A 12,739-nucleotide genomic window follows, 5' to 3' on the forward strand; every position below is an offset into this window, starting at 1 on the left:
GCTACGACTAGCGCGCGCGTTGTCTGCCCACCGTCGTGCCGGCTAGCGCATCACGGTCCCGGCGCTGTCGAGCACGAAGTCGACGCAGAACACGACCAGCCGGCTCTGCGCGCGGATTGCAACGGCGGCCGTGTAGCAGTCGCGGCCTTCCGTCAGCGAGAAGTGCGGGCCCATCAGCGCGACGCGTCCGGGCGCGGCGATCGCGCGCTGGAAATACGGGCGCCGCGACCAGTTGCTGTGGGTTTCCGGGAAGAGTGGCGAGAGGCGGGTGAAGCCCGCCTGGCCGTCGTCGGCGCGCGCGCCGATCGACGGCAGGAACTGCTCGCCGGTTTCGTCGGTGACGAACACGCGGCGCGCGGCCGGCACCGCGAACACGCGCTGCGCGGCGTCCTGCAGGTTGCCGCTTGCGGAAAACGCCGCCGCGCCGGACAGCACGAGCCGCTCGATCGCGTCGAAGCCCGGCTGCTCGGCGACGACCGGCGCGTGCCGGCGCGCGATGAAGCGCTGCCACGCGGCGTCGAGCATCGCGGGTGCTGCCGCGCTGGCATGTGCGATCGATGCATCGGGCTGGCCGAACTGGAAACCCTGCACGAAATCGATATCGGCTTCCATCAGCGCCTGCAGCGAGTCGTCGCTCTCGACACCCTCGGCGAGCACCATCGCACCGGCCTGATGCAGCATCGACACGAGGTGATGCATGATGCGGCGATCGTCGGCCGAACCGGTCGAGCGTACGACAAGCGAGCGATCGAGCTTGACGATGTCGGGTCGCGCGCGCCACACGCGGTCGAAGTTCGAGAATCCCGTGCCGAAGTCGTCGATCGCGATCAGGAAGTCGCGATGCTGGATCATGTCGATCGTGCGGGCGAGCGCGGCTTCGTCGCGTGCCGGCTGTTCGATGACTTCCAGCACGATGCGGTTCGGCGGCAGCGAGAAATGCCGGCACAGCGCCTCGACGAATTCGCGCTGCACGAGGCCCGAGTCGAGCACGCGCGGCGTGACGTTCAGGAACAGCCAGCCGTCGCCGATGCCCTGCGCGACGAAGTTGGCCGTATGCAGGCAGCGCGCGAGCCGGTCGAGCAGCAGCGCGTCGGCGTCGGCGCGCGTCTTGTCGAACAGCGCGGTGGGCGAGATCAGTGCGCCGTTCGAATCGACGACGCGCAGCAGCGCTTCGTAACCGACGACCCGCTTGTGCGTGATCGACAGCACGGGCTGGAACACGCTGCGCAACGTCGTGGTGCGATAGGTGGCGACCCAGCCGCCGGGCGTCGGCGTGAGGCTTTCGAGCAGGGAGTCGAGCGAGAGGTCGCGGGCGGGCTTCATGTCAACCGTGCCCGGCAGTGAGCGGCGGAACGGCAGCGCGCCGCCACGCTGAAGCAGTCGTACGCGCCGGCGGACGCGAAAGGACGTGGGACATCGAGACCGCCTTCTGCGGGTAAGTGTTCGAAGTGTAACGGGAACGCGGCCGCTCGCGTATCAGGGAAACTCCAGACGCACGCGGAAATGCAACTGCGGCCGGCGCCGCTCACATGCGCGCCGCGCATGACCGCCGCGTAGCGTCGGGCGTCGCCGCCGCACATGACAATTCGGCGGCATGGCATGGCATGCGCGGTGAGGCGGGCAATCCTGACGGCCGGCAAAAGGCGAGCGAAAGTCGCCGTCAGAGGAATGCCGGCCGCGCTGCCGCACCTCTGCGGGCGCGGCGATGAACGGTCGGCGCCCGGTCGTCAGGCATCACGGCCGCAACGATGGCGGCGCGTGCACCCGAATGAATCGTCAGGTCGCTTCGCCGCTGCGCGGCCGGATCCCGGGAATCCGCTTGATCACGCCGGTCGCGAGCGCGGTGCCGACGAGCACGATCGCGCAGCCTTCGATCATCACGGCCGACACGTGTTCGCCGAGGAACAGCGCGCCCCACAGCAGGCCGAACACGGGGATCACGAACGTCACGGTAATTGCTCGCGCGGGGCCGATGTGCGCGATCAGGTGGAAGAAGATGAAATACGCGATGCCCGTGCAGGCGACGCCCAGGGCGAGCACCGAGCCCCACGCGTGCGCGCCGACCGGCGCGGCCGGCCAGGTGGCGATCGCGAAGGGCAGCAGCAGGACGGTCGAACCGATCATGCTGCCGGTCGCGTTGACGAGCGGATCGACGCCGGTCAACTTGCGTTTCGTGTAGTTGGCCGCGATGCCGTACAGCAGCGTCGCACCGAGCGCCGCTGCGGCGGCGAGGGCGGTCGCGGCGGCGCCCGTTTCGCTATGCGCATTCGCGATCTGGTTCCACACGAGCGTGAGCACGCCGGCGAAACCGATCACGAGGCCGAGCGCGCGCGGCAGCGACAGCTTGTCCTTCAGCCACAGGTAGGCCACGAGCGCGCCCCAGAGCGGCGTCGTCGCGTTGATCACCGACGTCAGGCCGGCCGACAACGTCAGTTCGGCGAACGCGAACAGGCAGAACGGAATGCCCGAGTTCAGTGCGCCGACGACGAACAACGGCCACGCATGACGGCGCAGCCGGGCGCCGAGATCGGCGGGTGTGAAGCGCGTCAGTGCGAAGCCGGCGAGAAACAGCGCGCCGATACCCACCCGCAACGCCATCAGCGGCGCGACGCCGAAATCGACCACGCCGACGCGGATGAACAGGAAGGACGCGCCCCACAGGGCGGCGAGCACGGTCAGCAGGAAAGCGTTCTTGGGTGACATCGATCGGCGAGGGCGGGGACGGGATGCGAGGAATCTTACACCGCGTTACCGCCCCGTCGTTTCATGATCGGATGAAACGACAAGAAACGGCCATTCCGCCGGCTTGCCGCCGGGCGGCGGACGCTCCGCCACGTGCGGCGCGGCCGATCGGATCAGTGATGACGCCAGCCGCCGCGTCCGCCGAAGCCGAAATTGAGCGACAGCGCTGGGCCCCAATAACCGCCCCATGCGGGCGCATAGGCCGGCGCCGGATAGTAGTAGGCGGGGGCCGGATCGACATACACGGGCGCGGGCTGTACCGGCACCGGCGCCGCCGTGTAATAGCCGCCCGGATAGTACCCGTATGGGTAATAGCAGCCGGCAAGCGTCGTGCAGGCAAGTGCCGCGGCGACGAAGGTCCTGTTCATGATGTGTCTCCGGCGGAGCCGGCTATCGGCAGATGCCTGAAGCTTAGGCCGAGTACCGATGACACGGTATGAGAAACGGTAACCGATCATTTCCGGGTGGAGCGGTCGTGCCTGTTGCGGCACGACAGACGAAAACGGCGCTGCCGCACCGCGGAAACGCCGTTGAACTGCCCGGCCTGCGGCGGGGCGACGACGCCCCGCCGGCCGATGTCGGAGTGTTTACTTGCCGACCTGGTTACCGATGATGCCGCCAGCCGCCGCGCCGCCCAGCGTCGACAGCGCGTTACCGCCGATCGCCGCGCCGGCGACGCCGCCGACACCCGCACCGATTGCCGTATCACGCTGGCGTCGCGACATCGAATCGCAGGCCGACAGACTGGCTACTGTCGCGACGAGGAGAGCGTATACCCCAAAACGCCGAATCGAATTCATGATCGTTGTCCTTGTGGTAGTGAACGGAAGGCGCACGACCGGCTGGCGGCCGCGCATGTCCCCAATCTACGCGCCGTCCCGCGCTGCTGCTGTAAGGACTTGTTAAGGCTCGCGCGGTTTCGTAATCAATTGTTTCGCATGGGCCGGCAGGCACGCCGCATGCGCAAAAAAGCCCGCTCGAAAGCGGGCTTCGTGCCTGGCGAGGCGATCCGGCGGGGAGCGCCCGGACCGCGCGTTCGCTTACTGACGGTGATAGATTTCGGCGCCGGTCTTGACGAACTCGACCGCCTTCACTTCCATCCCCTTTTTCAGCGCTTCGGTTTCCGACACACCCTGCTGCGCCGCGAACTCGCGCACGTCCTGCGTGATCTTCATCGAACAGAAGTGCGGGCCGCACATCGAGCAGAAGTGCGCGACCTTCGCCGAATCCTTCGGCAGCGTTTCGTCGTGGAATTCGCGCGCCTTGTCCGGATCGAGGCCGATGTTGAACTGGTCTTCCCAGCGGAACTCGAAGCGCGCCTTCGACAGCGCGTTGTCGCGCACCTGCGCGCCCGGGTGGCCCTTCGCGAGATCGGCGGCGTGCGCGGCGAGCTTGTACGTGATGATGCCTTCCTTCACGTCGTCCTTGTTCGGCAGGCCCAGGTGCTCCTTCGGCGTCACGTAGCAGAGCATCGCGGTGCCGAACCAGCCGATCATCGCGGCGCCGATGCCCGACGTGATGTGGTCGTAGCCCGGTGCGATGTCGGTGGTCAGCGGCCCGAGCGTGTAGAACGGCGCTTCCTTGCACCAGTCGAGCTGGAGATCCATGTTCTCCTTGATCAGCTGCATCGGCACGTGGCCGGGGCCTTCGATCATCACCTGCACGTCGTGCTTCCACGCGATCTGCGTGAGCTCGCCGAGCGTCTTCAGCTCGCCGAGCTGCGCTTCGTCGTTCGCGTCGTAGATCGAGCCGGGGCGCAGGCCGTCGCCGAGCGAGAAGCTCACGTCGTACGCCTTCATGATCTCGCAGATCTCTTCGAAGTGTTCGTACAGGAAGCTTTCCTTGTGGTGCGCGAGGCACCACTTCGCCATGATCGAGCCGCCGCGCGACACGATGCCGGTCATCCGGTTCGCGGTGAGCGGCACGTACTGCAGGCGCACGCCCGCGTGGATCGTGAAGTAGTCGACGCCTTGCTCGGCCTGTTCGATCAGCGTGTCGCGGAAGATTTCCCAGGTGAGATCCTCGGCCTTGCCGTTGACCTTTTCCAGCGCCTGGTAGATCGGCACCGTGCCGATCGGCACCGGGCTGTTGCGGATGATCCACTCGCGCGTTTCATGGATGTGCTTGCCGGTCGACAGGTCCATCACCGTGTCGCCGCCCCAGCGGATCGCCCACGTCATCTTGTCGACTTCCTCGCCGATCGACGACGTGACGGCCGAGTTGCCGATGTTCGCGTTGATCTTCACGAGGAAGTTGCGGCCGATGATCATCGGCTCGGATTCCGGATGGTTGATGTTCGCGGGGATGATCGCGCGGCCGCACGCCACTTCCGAGCGCACGAATTCCGGCGTGATCTCGGCCGGCGCGTTCGCGCCGAAGGCCGCTGCGCCGAACGCCTGGCCCGGGTGCTGGCGGCCCATCATCGCGGCGAGCTTCGCGCCGTTCGGGCCGCTCGCTTTCAGGCTCTCGAGGTACTCGGCGCGGCGCTGGTTCTCGCGGATCGCGATGTATTCCATTTCCGGCGTGATGATGCCCTGACGCGCGTAGTGCATCTGCGTGACGTTCTTGCCGGCCTGGGCGCGGCGCGGGTTACGGTGCAGGCCCGGGAACCGCAGGTCGGCGGTGGCCGGGTCGGCCGCGCGCTCGAGGCCGTACTGGCTCGACAGGCCGTCGAGCACTTCCGTGTCGCCGCGCGCCTCGATCCAGCCCTGGCGCAGCGGGGCCAGGCCCGCGCGGATGTCGATCTTCGCGTCCGGATCGGTATAGGGGCCCGACGTGTCGTACACGTAGATCGGCGGATTCTTTTCGCCGCCGAAGCCGGTCGGCGTGTCGGCCTGCGTGATTTCACGCATCGGCACGCGGATGTCGGGCTGGGAGCCGGTGACATAAACCTTGCGGGAATTCGGCAGCGGGGCGACGGCCGCGGCGTCGACATGAGCGTCGGCGGACAGAAACTTCGGATTGGCGTTCATGCAATCTCCTGTGTGAGCGCCGGACAGGCGCTTCGGCGCTTGCCCGGAGCCCTTGACGTATGTGGGGCTCGAGCTAAGCAGGAGACGAGGCTTGGTGAGGCGGCGGATTTCGTCAGAAGGATGGCGGCGAAATCCGTACGCTTCCCTGCGCTGGCATTATCCAGATCAGGTTCAAAGGGTATTTCTCACCCGCAATGCCGGTTGTTTGACCGGGCGCATTGCAGGACCCCCGCGTTAGCAGGGCACACGATACACTGGCTTGGCGGCGGTTTCAACCGGGAGAGGATCGGCTGCCCCGGTGCGGCCGCAGCATGGCGGGCGGTACGGCGGCCCGTCGAAATGGCAGCGCGCGTCGCCGCCGCATGGCCTCCCGGCTTGGCCGGCCACGGCAAAGCGGTGCAGCATGACGCGCTTTCGCGCAACCTCAAAAAAAATTTCGCAGCGGCTGTCATTTCCCGCGACGTCGTCCGTCTATTCGGCTCCTTAAACCCATGTTGTTTTGGAGAGATGTCATGAAAAAAGTACTGATTGCCGCTTGCGTCGCCGCTTTCGCCACGATCGCCACGGGCGCGTATGCGCAGAACGACACGATGTCGCAGCCGGGTTCGTCGATGTCGAAGGACGCGATGGGCCACGACGCGATGGCCAAGGATGCAATGGGCCACGACGCGATGAAGAAGGACGGCATGAAGAAGCATCCGATGAAGAAAGGCGCGATGAAGAAGGACGAGATGTCGCACGACGAGATGGGCAAGCCGTCGGGCGACAAGATGGCGCCGTCGAACTGACGGAAGCGGACGCGGCGCGGCCGGCGCGTGCGTCGCACGGCGGCCGCGCGCATCTCGTCCCGTCCCGTTGACTCATACCGGGAGTCTTCATCATGCAAACCGTTCCCGCCACCGGCCGCGCGGCCGCCACGCCGCCCGCGCGCCCGATCCATCCGCTGTGGGTGCGCGCGAGCCACTGGCTCAACGCGCTCGCGGCGATCCTGATGGTGCTGTCCGGCTGGCGCATCTACGACGCGTCGCCGATCTATCCGCCGTTCACGTTCCCGCACGGGATCACGATCGGCGGCTGGCTCGGCGGCGCGCTGCAATGGCATTTCGCGGCGATGTGGCTGCTCGTCTTCAACGGGCTGTTCTACCTGACGATGTCGATCGCGACGGGGCGCCTCGCGCGCAAGATGCTGCCCGTCACGCCGGCGTCGATCTGGCGCGACGTCCGTGCCGCGCTGGGCGGGCGGCTGTCGCATGCCGACCTGAGCGTCTACAACGCGGTGCAGCGCGCCGCCTACCTGACCGCGATCGTCGATCTCGTCGTGCTGGTGCTGTCGGGGCTCACGATCTGGAAATCCGTGCAATTCCCGTTGCTGCGCGAATTGTTCGGCGGCTACGACAACGCGCGAGTCGTGCACTTCTGGGCGATGTCGCTGCTCGTCGCATTCATTGCCGTTCACGTCGCGATGGCGCTGCTGGTGCCGCGTTCTCTGCTCGCGATGCTGCGCGGGCGCTGACCCGTCAACTTCGGGTGAAGGAAATCATCATGTCGGAATCCGAATACAAGCGCGACGGTTCGCGCTGGACGCTCGACCGGAAGTCGCTCGAACTCGACGTGCGCCGCGAGCTCGAGATGCCGTCGCGGCGGCTGTTCAACCGGCGCGTGCTGACGCTCGGCGGCCTGACGATGCTGACCGGCTGCACGCTGAAGGACGACGCGTCGGTCAACACGTTCCTCGAGACGGTGTCGCGCATGAACGACCGCGTGCAGGCCTGGCTGTTCAGCGGCGAGCGGCTCGCGCCGACCTACACCGAAGCCGACATCACGCGACCGTTCCCGTTCAACGCGTACTACGGGATCGACGAGGTGCCGCACGTCGACGCGTCGACGTATCGGCTCGTGCTGTCCGGCCGCGTGACGGGCAAGCGCGTGTGGACGCTCGACGAACTGTATGCGCTGCCGCACGAGGAACAGATCACGCGGCATATCTGCGTGGAAGGGTGGAGCGCGATCGGCCGCTGGGGCGGCACGCCGTTCGGCGCGTTTCTCGCTCGCGCCGGCGCCGATACGCGGGCGAAGTACGTCGGCTTCAAGTGCGCGGACGATTACTACGAGAGCATCGACATGCCGACCGCGCTGCATCCGCAGACGCTGCTCGCGTTCGACTACGACGGCCATCGGTTGCCGCCGGAATTCGGCTTCCCGATGAAGCTGCGGATGCCGACCAAGCTCGGCTACAAGAATCCGAAGCACATCATGGAGATCTTCGTGACCGATACGTTTCCGGGCGGCTACTGGGTCGACCAGGGGTACAACTGGTTCGGCGGATCGTGAGCGGTGCGCGGCATGCGGTCGCGGCGCATGCGCGGGCCGCGATGCGTCGGGCAGCGCGGCATCGCACGTGACGCGTCACGCGGATTCGCGCACCTGGAGGTCGACGCGCAGGCCGACGGCCGCCGCCATGTTCACGAGCGCGTCGAGCCCGAACAGGTTGATCTTGCCGCGCATCAGGTCGGAGATGCGCGGCTGCGTGACACCCAGCTGTTTCGCGGCCTGGGCCTGGCTGAGCTCGAGCTGTGCGATGCGCTGCTTGAGCGCGATCATCAGCTCGGATCGCAGCTTCATGTTCTCGGCTTCGGCCGGCTGGCCCTCGATTGCGTCCCAGACGCTCGAATAACGGTCGTTGGTCATCGTTTCCTCTCCATCGTCAGCGCGCGATAGCGCCGGGCGGCCAGTTCGATATCGGCCCTGGTGGTGCGCGCCGATTGCTTCCGGAAGCAGTGCAGCACGTAGACGGCGTCGGCGAATGTCGCGACGTAAATGATCCGGAACGCGCCGCTCGCATCGCGCAGGCGAATTTCCCGCACACCGATGCCGACGGTACGCATCGGCTTCCAGTCGTCGGGCGCGAACCCGCGTTGTACCTGGTCGATCTGGTGGCCGGCTTCGCGTCGCGCGGGCAACGGAAAGCCGCGAAGATCGTCCAGCGCGCTGCCGACGAAAACAACCGGCTTCGGCGGAAGAATGGTTGAATTATACAAAATTTTGTATGGACGGTGTAGGTTTCGAAAGAGGGCCGAGCAGGGCAGGAGGCGCGTGAGCTGACCGTCACGATAAGGGGGAAGCGCTGGCTGGCGTGCAGGACTGGCCGTTCGGCCGATGGCTGACTCGATCGCGACGGATGGGCGTGGAGGGCGGGTCGGATTGATACCCGGCAACGCACGCGTGTCGCATGTCCGGCCCCCGATTTCACCCGCCCGCCGGCCGGGAAATGTCGCGTGGAAACATCATTCGCGATCCTTTCAGACTGGTCCGACGATGCTTTCGAATCCTTGATGCCATAATGCCGAGCGTGCGCAGCCGAAACGGTTGCGCGCGTTTTTTTTGTCCCTCTGCCGCCGCTTGCCGGTTCTCTTTCGTCGCCGTTCGCACTGCCATGTCGTTCCGCACGTTCGCTCTGCCTTCCCGGTCCCGCCAGGGCCGTTTGCCGGCATCGCCGGCGTCTTTCAGCGGAGCACGCGGCGTGACGTGCGGGCGGGCTGCGCAATGACGCCGCTCGACCGTCTCCTCGACTTCTTCGCCCGCTTCTCGTTCCGGATCCGCCTGCCGCAAAGCCGCGGCGGCCGCGTCGCGCTGGCGCTCGTCTTCATCTATTTCGTCTGGGGTTCGACCTACAGCGGCCTGCATTTCGCGCTGCAGTCGTTCCCGCCGCTGCTGCTGTCGGGGCTGCGCAACCTGCTCGGCGGGATCGGCCTGTTCATCTTCGCGCTGCGGCGCAAGCCCGAATGGCCGACGCTGCTCGAAATCCGCAATGCGGGGATCGTCGGCACGATGCTCGTCGCGCTGTCGTCCGGCACGATCGCGCTCGGGATCAGTCTGGTCAGCAGCGGCTCGGCCGCGGTGATGGTGGCCACGGTGCCGCTGTTCGCGACCGTGATCGCCGCGGTTGCCGGGCGGCCCGTCACGAAAGGCGAGTGGTCGGCCGTTGCGCTCGGGATGGTCGGTATCGTCGTGCTGAACTCGGGCGGCGCGGCCGCGCACAATTCGGCGCTCGGCACGATCTGCGTGCTCGCCGGCGCCCTGTTCTGGGCGGGGGGCGCGCATCTCGCGACGCGGCTCAAGCTGCCGTCCGACCTGTTTCTGTCCACGTCGCTGCAGATCGGCCTCGGCGGCATGATCTCGACGCTCGTCGCGTGGCTGGTCGGCGAGCGCGTCGAGCACCTGATGGTGGGGCCGGTGTTCGCGTTCCTGTACCTGATGGTGTTCTGCACGATGGCCGCGTACGTCGCGTACGGCTACCTGATCCGCCACACGAGCCCGATCATCGCGAGTAGCTGCATGTACGTGAACCCGATCGTCGCGGTCGCGCTCGGTGCGCTGCTGCTTGGCGAACCGGTGACGATGGCGACCGTGGTCGCGACCGTCGCGATCCTCGGCAGCGTCGGGCTGTCGTTCGTGTTCGATCCGGCGCGCCGGCCCGCGGCGCGCACGGCGGCTGCCAGTTCGGCGGCCGCGGCAGCCGAGTCGACGGTGGAGGCTTCATCAGTACCCGAACAGATCGCGGTGCCGGATGCGGCGCCGATCCTGGCGCCTTCCGCCGTTGCGCTGGCCGTGCCGACGCCGGCTGCCGTGATGGATCCTGCCGCGGTCATTGATCCGGCACCGGCGTTCGCCACGCCGCCCATCGCTGAACCGGCACCGGCGTTCGCCCCGCCGCCGGCCGCCGAACCGGCCGCCCCCCGCGCCGACGCGTGACGCGGCCGTGGCCGGTCGCGCTCAGTCGCGCCGGCCGCCGCGATGGTGGAACCAGCCCCCGAGCGCGGTGAACACGAGCCCGGTCGTGCACATGCCGATCCAGCCGAACGCGTGCCATGCGGCGACGCCGGCCGACGAGCCGAGTGCGCCGCCGATGAAATAGCACACCATGTACACCGTGTTGACGCGGCTGCGCGCCTCGGGCTTCAGTGCATAGATGCGCGACTGGTTCGAGATCTGCGCGGCCTGCACGCCGACGTCCAGCACGATCACGCCGATCACGAGCCCGACGAGGCTCGAACCCGACAGCGCGAAGATCACGAACGACAGCGCGAGCAGCGCGATCGCCAGCGAGATGATCGCGCGCGGGCCGCGCTTGTCCGCGAAGCGGCCCGCGTATGGTGCCGCGAGCGCGCCCGCCGCGCCGACGATCCCGAACAGGCCGGCCGCCTGTGGGCCGAGATGGAACGGCGCGCCGGCGAGCAGCAGCGTCAGCACGGGCCAGAACGCGCTGAATGCCGCGAACAGCGCGGCACCCGTCAGCGATGCCTCGCGCAGCCCGCGCAATTCGACCGCCAGATGCCACATCGAGCCGAGCAGCTTGCCGTACGACAGCGTCGACGGCGGCGAGCTGCGCGGCAGCCGCAGCACGATCACGGCGGCGAGCGCGACGAGCGCCGCGACCGACGCGGCGAACACCGCGCGCCAGCCGAAATACTCGGCGACGAAGCCGGCGGCCGTCCGCGCGAGCAGGATGCCGAGCAGCAGGCCGCTCATCACGGTGCCGACCGCATGCCCGCGTTCGGCGGGCGGCGCGATTTCGGCGGCGAACGGCACGGCCTGCTGCGCGATGGTCGCGAGAATACCGATCGCGAGGCTCGCGACGGCGAGCACGGCCAGCGACGGCGCGGTGGCCGCGACGATCAGCGCGATCGACAGGCCCGCGATCTGCATCAGGATCAACCCGCGGCGGTCGAAGCGGTCGCCGAGCGGCGCGAGCAGGAACATGCCGGCCGCATAGCCGAGCTGCGTCGCGGTCGGCACCGCGCCGATCCACGAAGCGCCGTCGGGAAACGCCGAGCGGAAGCTGTCGAGCAGCGGCTGGTTGTAATAGATGTTCGCGACGGACACACCGGCGATCGTCGCGAGCAGCAACAGCAGGCTGCGCGAATAGTGGGGCGAGGCGGCGTCGGCCGGACGGTCGGTGGAGGCGGTGGACATGGCTGCGCGAACGGAAGTGGGGCGGCGCAGCGCGCGGCGCACGCGTCGGGTGCGCAGGCGGGCAGGGCGCCGTCGAGGCTGCCGATCATACCGGAGCGACGGGAATCCTGCCGGGCGGGGCAAATCGGCCAAACCGGTGTAACCAGCCGGCCGCTGTCCGTCATCGTGCGTGCGTCGACCCGTCAGTCGACCAGCTCACCCGTCGGTTCATAGAACGGATAAGGCCCGGCCCCTTCATCGACATACACGTGATGCGACGTCATCCCCGTATCGGGCGTATAGCGATGGACCGCGAAGGCCGGCGGTTCGAGCCGGAACGCGGAGGGCGCATCGGTCCGCAGGTCGAATGCGACCTGATGCGCGGGCGACGGCACCGCGGCTGCGAGCGTGCCGCCGAAGCGCGTGAACATCGTGCGATGCACGTGGCCGCACAGCACGCGCTCGACGTTCGGATGGCCGCGCAGCAGCGCGTCGAGTTTCGCGGCGGCGGCCGGCGCGAGGCGCAGCTTGTCCATGTGGCCGATTCCCGACGCGAACGGCGGGTGATGCAGCGCGACGATCACGGGGCGGTCGCGCGCCGCGTCGAGCTGCGCGGCGAGCCAGGCGAGCCGTGCGTCACACAGGTCGCCATGGCTTGCGCCCGGCACTTGCGAATCGAGCGCCAGCACGCGCACCGCGCCGACGTCGAGCGCGTACTGCACGAATTCGCCCGCCTGCAGTTCGGCGCGATCGGCGAACGCGCGGCGCAGCCCGGCGCGGTCGTCGTGATTGCCGATCATCAGGTAGTACGGAATCTCGAGCGCGGCGAGCAGCCCGCGCAGGTTGCCGTACTCGTCATCGTGGCCGAAATCGGTCAGGTCGCCGGTGACGAGCACCGCGTCGGGGCGCGGCACGAGCGCATTCAGTTTTTCGATGCAGCGCGTGAGCGCGGCCGCGGTGTCGACGCGCCGGTACGCGAGCTGTCCCGGACGCTTGATGTGGAGATCGCTGATTTGAGCAAGCAGCATCGTCGTTCCTCGGAATTGTCTGATTGTTGTCGCGGCGTCGTGCGC

13 protein-coding genes and 1 riboswitch are annotated in these 12,739 nt (G+C 67.7%); of the genes, 4 read left to right on the forward strand and 9 right to left on the reverse strand.

The window, feature by feature from the left end:
* Window positions 1–42: 42 nt before the first annotated feature.
* The 5 genes from CFB82_RS06615 to thiC form a co-directional block, all read right to left on the reverse strand.
* Entirely contained in the window at window positions 43–1,323 is a 1,281-nt protein-coding gene (locus CFB82_RS06615; protein WP_069247573.1) for a sensor domain-containing phosphodiesterase, read from the reverse strand.
* A 453-nt stretch (window positions 1,324–1,776) separates the two neighbouring features.
* Window positions 1,777–2,703 (reverse strand): DMT family transporter, encoded by a 927-nt coding sequence (locus CFB82_RS06620; RefSeq protein ID WP_089483672.1) that lies wholly within the window; start codon window positions 2,701–2,703, stop codon window positions 1,777–1,779.
* 152 nt (window positions 2,704–2,855) lie between these two features.
* Complete coding sequence (locus CFB82_RS06625; protein WP_006497666.1) at window positions 2,856–3,110, reverse strand: hypothetical protein; 255 nt, start codon at window positions 3,108–3,110, stop codon at window positions 2,856–2,858.
* A gap of 219 nt (window positions 3,111–3,329) precedes the next feature.
* Entirely contained in the window at window positions 3,330–3,542 is a 213-nt protein-coding gene (locus CFB82_RS06630) for a glycine zipper 2TM domain-containing protein (protein WP_069247576.1), read from the reverse strand.
* 240 nt (window positions 3,543–3,782) lie between these two features.
* Window positions 3,783–5,714: a phosphomethylpyrimidine synthase ThiC gene (gene thiC, locus CFB82_RS06635; protein ID WP_069247577.1), complete on the reverse strand. Its 1,932-nt coding sequence runs from the start codon at window positions 5,712–5,714 to the stop codon at window positions 3,783–3,785.
* 124 nt (window positions 5,715–5,838) lie between these two features.
* Window positions 5,839–5,955: riboswitch (TPP riboswitch) on the reverse strand.
* Window positions 5,956–6,226: 271 nt separating this feature from the next.
* Between thiC and CFB82_RS06640 the strand changes: the two genes are divergently transcribed.
* The 3 genes from CFB82_RS06640 (at window position 6,227) to CFB82_RS06650 (ending at window position 8,045) form a co-directional block, all read left to right on the forward strand.
* The gene (locus CFB82_RS06640; RefSeq protein WP_069247578.1) at window positions 6,227–6,502 is read left to right on the forward strand and encodes a pentapeptide MXKDX repeat protein; all 276 of its coding nucleotides are present in this window, start codon (window positions 6,227–6,229) and stop codon (window positions 6,500–6,502) included.
* A gap of 92 nt (window positions 6,503–6,594) precedes the next feature.
* Window positions 6,595–7,227, forward strand: coding sequence for a cytochrome b/b6 domain-containing protein (locus CFB82_RS06645; protein WP_089483673.1), 633 nt, complete (start codon window positions 6,595–6,597; stop codon window positions 7,225–7,227).
* Window positions 7,228–7,256: 29 nt separating this feature from the next.
* Window positions 7,257–8,045 (forward strand): molybdopterin-dependent oxidoreductase, encoded by a 789-nt coding sequence (locus CFB82_RS06650; RefSeq protein ID WP_089445284.1) that lies wholly within the window; start codon window positions 7,257–7,259, stop codon window positions 8,043–8,045.
* A 75-nt stretch (window positions 8,046–8,120) separates the two neighbouring features.
* Here CFB82_RS06650 and CFB82_RS06655 read toward each other — a convergent pair whose 3' ends face one another.
* Both CFB82_RS06655 and CFB82_RS06660 read right to left on the reverse strand, forming a co-directional pair.
* Window positions 8,121–8,402, reverse strand: a complete 282-nt coding sequence (locus CFB82_RS06655; protein WP_069247580.1) for a helix-turn-helix domain-containing protein — start codon at window positions 8,400–8,402, stop codon at window positions 8,121–8,123.
* Entirely contained in the window at window positions 8,399–8,752 is a 354-nt protein-coding gene (locus tag CFB82_RS06660; protein ID WP_069247581.1) for a type II toxin-antitoxin system RelE/ParE family toxin, read from the reverse strand. Before CFB82_RS06660 ends, CFB82_RS06655 begins: the two co-directional genes overlap by 4 nt.
* Before the next feature lie 505 nt (window positions 8,753–9,257).
* Here CFB82_RS06660 and CFB82_RS06670 point away from each other — a divergent pair.
* Complete coding sequence (locus CFB82_RS06670) at window positions 9,258–10,466, forward strand: EamA family transporter (RefSeq protein WP_089483674.1); 1,209 nt, start codon at window positions 9,258–9,260, stop codon at window positions 10,464–10,466.
* A gap of 21 nt (window positions 10,467–10,487) precedes the next feature.
* Here the strand turns inward: CFB82_RS06670 and CFB82_RS06675 are convergent, their stop codons facing one another.
* Both CFB82_RS06675 and CFB82_RS06680 read right to left on the reverse strand, forming a co-directional pair.
* On the reverse strand, window positions 10,488–11,687 hold the full coding sequence (locus tag CFB82_RS06675; RefSeq protein WP_089483675.1) for an MFS transporter: 1,200 nt from the start codon (window positions 11,685–11,687) through the stop codon (window positions 10,488–10,490).
* 182 nt (window positions 11,688–11,869) lie between these two features.
* Complete coding sequence (locus CFB82_RS06680) at window positions 11,870–12,694, reverse strand: phosphodiesterase (RefSeq protein WP_089483676.1); 825 nt, start codon at window positions 12,692–12,694, stop codon at window positions 11,870–11,872.
* Window positions 12,695–12,739 lie beyond the last annotated feature (45 nt).

This window comes from Burkholderia sp. HI2714, assembly GCF_002223085.1.
In the GTDB taxonomy this organism is placed as follows: Bacteria; Pseudomonadota; Gammaproteobacteria; order Burkholderiales; family Burkholderiaceae; genus Burkholderia; species Burkholderia lata_D.

What these genes read in the sequence shown, in the direction of transcription:
- CFB82_RS06615 (WP_069247573.1), bottom strand. Translation starts at nt 1,323, where the DNA reads ATGAAGCCCGCCCGCGACCTCTCGCTCGACTCCCTGCTCGAAAGCCTC.
- CFB82_RS06620 (WP_089483672.1), bottom strand. Translation starts at nt 2,703, where the DNA reads ATGTCACCCAAGAACGCTTTCCTGCTGACCGTGCTCGCCGCCCTGTGG.
- CFB82_RS06625 (WP_006497666.1), bottom strand. Translation starts at nt 3,110, where the DNA reads ATGAACAGGACCTTCGTCGCCGCGGCACTTGCCTGCACGACGCTTGCC.
- CFB82_RS06630 (WP_069247576.1), bottom strand. Translation starts at nt 3,542, where the DNA reads ATGAATTCGATTCGGCGTTTTGGGGTATACGCTCTCCTCGTCGCGACA.
- thiC (WP_069247577.1), bottom strand. Translation starts at nt 5,714, where the DNA reads ATGAACGCCAATCCGAAGTTTCTGTCCGCCGACGCTCATGTCGACGCC.
- CFB82_RS06640 (WP_069247578.1), top strand. Translation starts at nt 6,227, where the DNA reads ATGAAAAAAGTACTGATTGCCGCTTGCGTCGCCGCTTTCGCCACGATC.
- CFB82_RS06645 (WP_089483673.1), top strand. Translation starts at nt 6,595, where the DNA reads ATGCAAACCGTTCCCGCCACCGGCCGCGCGGCCGCCACGCCGCCCGCG.
- CFB82_RS06650 (WP_089445284.1), top strand. Translation starts at nt 7,257, where the DNA reads ATGTCGGAATCCGAATACAAGCGCGACGGTTCGCGCTGGACGCTCGAC.
- CFB82_RS06655 (WP_069247580.1), bottom strand. Translation starts at nt 8,402, where the DNA reads ATGACCAACGACCGTTATTCGAGCGTCTGGGACGCAATCGAGGGCCAG.
- CFB82_RS06670 (WP_089483674.1), top strand. Translation starts at nt 9,258, where the DNA reads ATGACGCCGCTCGACCGTCTCCTCGACTTCTTCGCCCGCTTCTCGTTC.
- CFB82_RS06675 (WP_089483675.1), bottom strand. Translation starts at nt 11,687, where the DNA reads ATGTCCACCGCCTCCACCGACCGTCCGGCCGACGCCGCCTCGCCCCAC.
- CFB82_RS06680 (WP_089483676.1), bottom strand. Translation starts at nt 12,694, where the DNA reads ATGCTGCTTGCTCAAATCAGCGATCTCCACATCAAGCGTCCGGGACAG.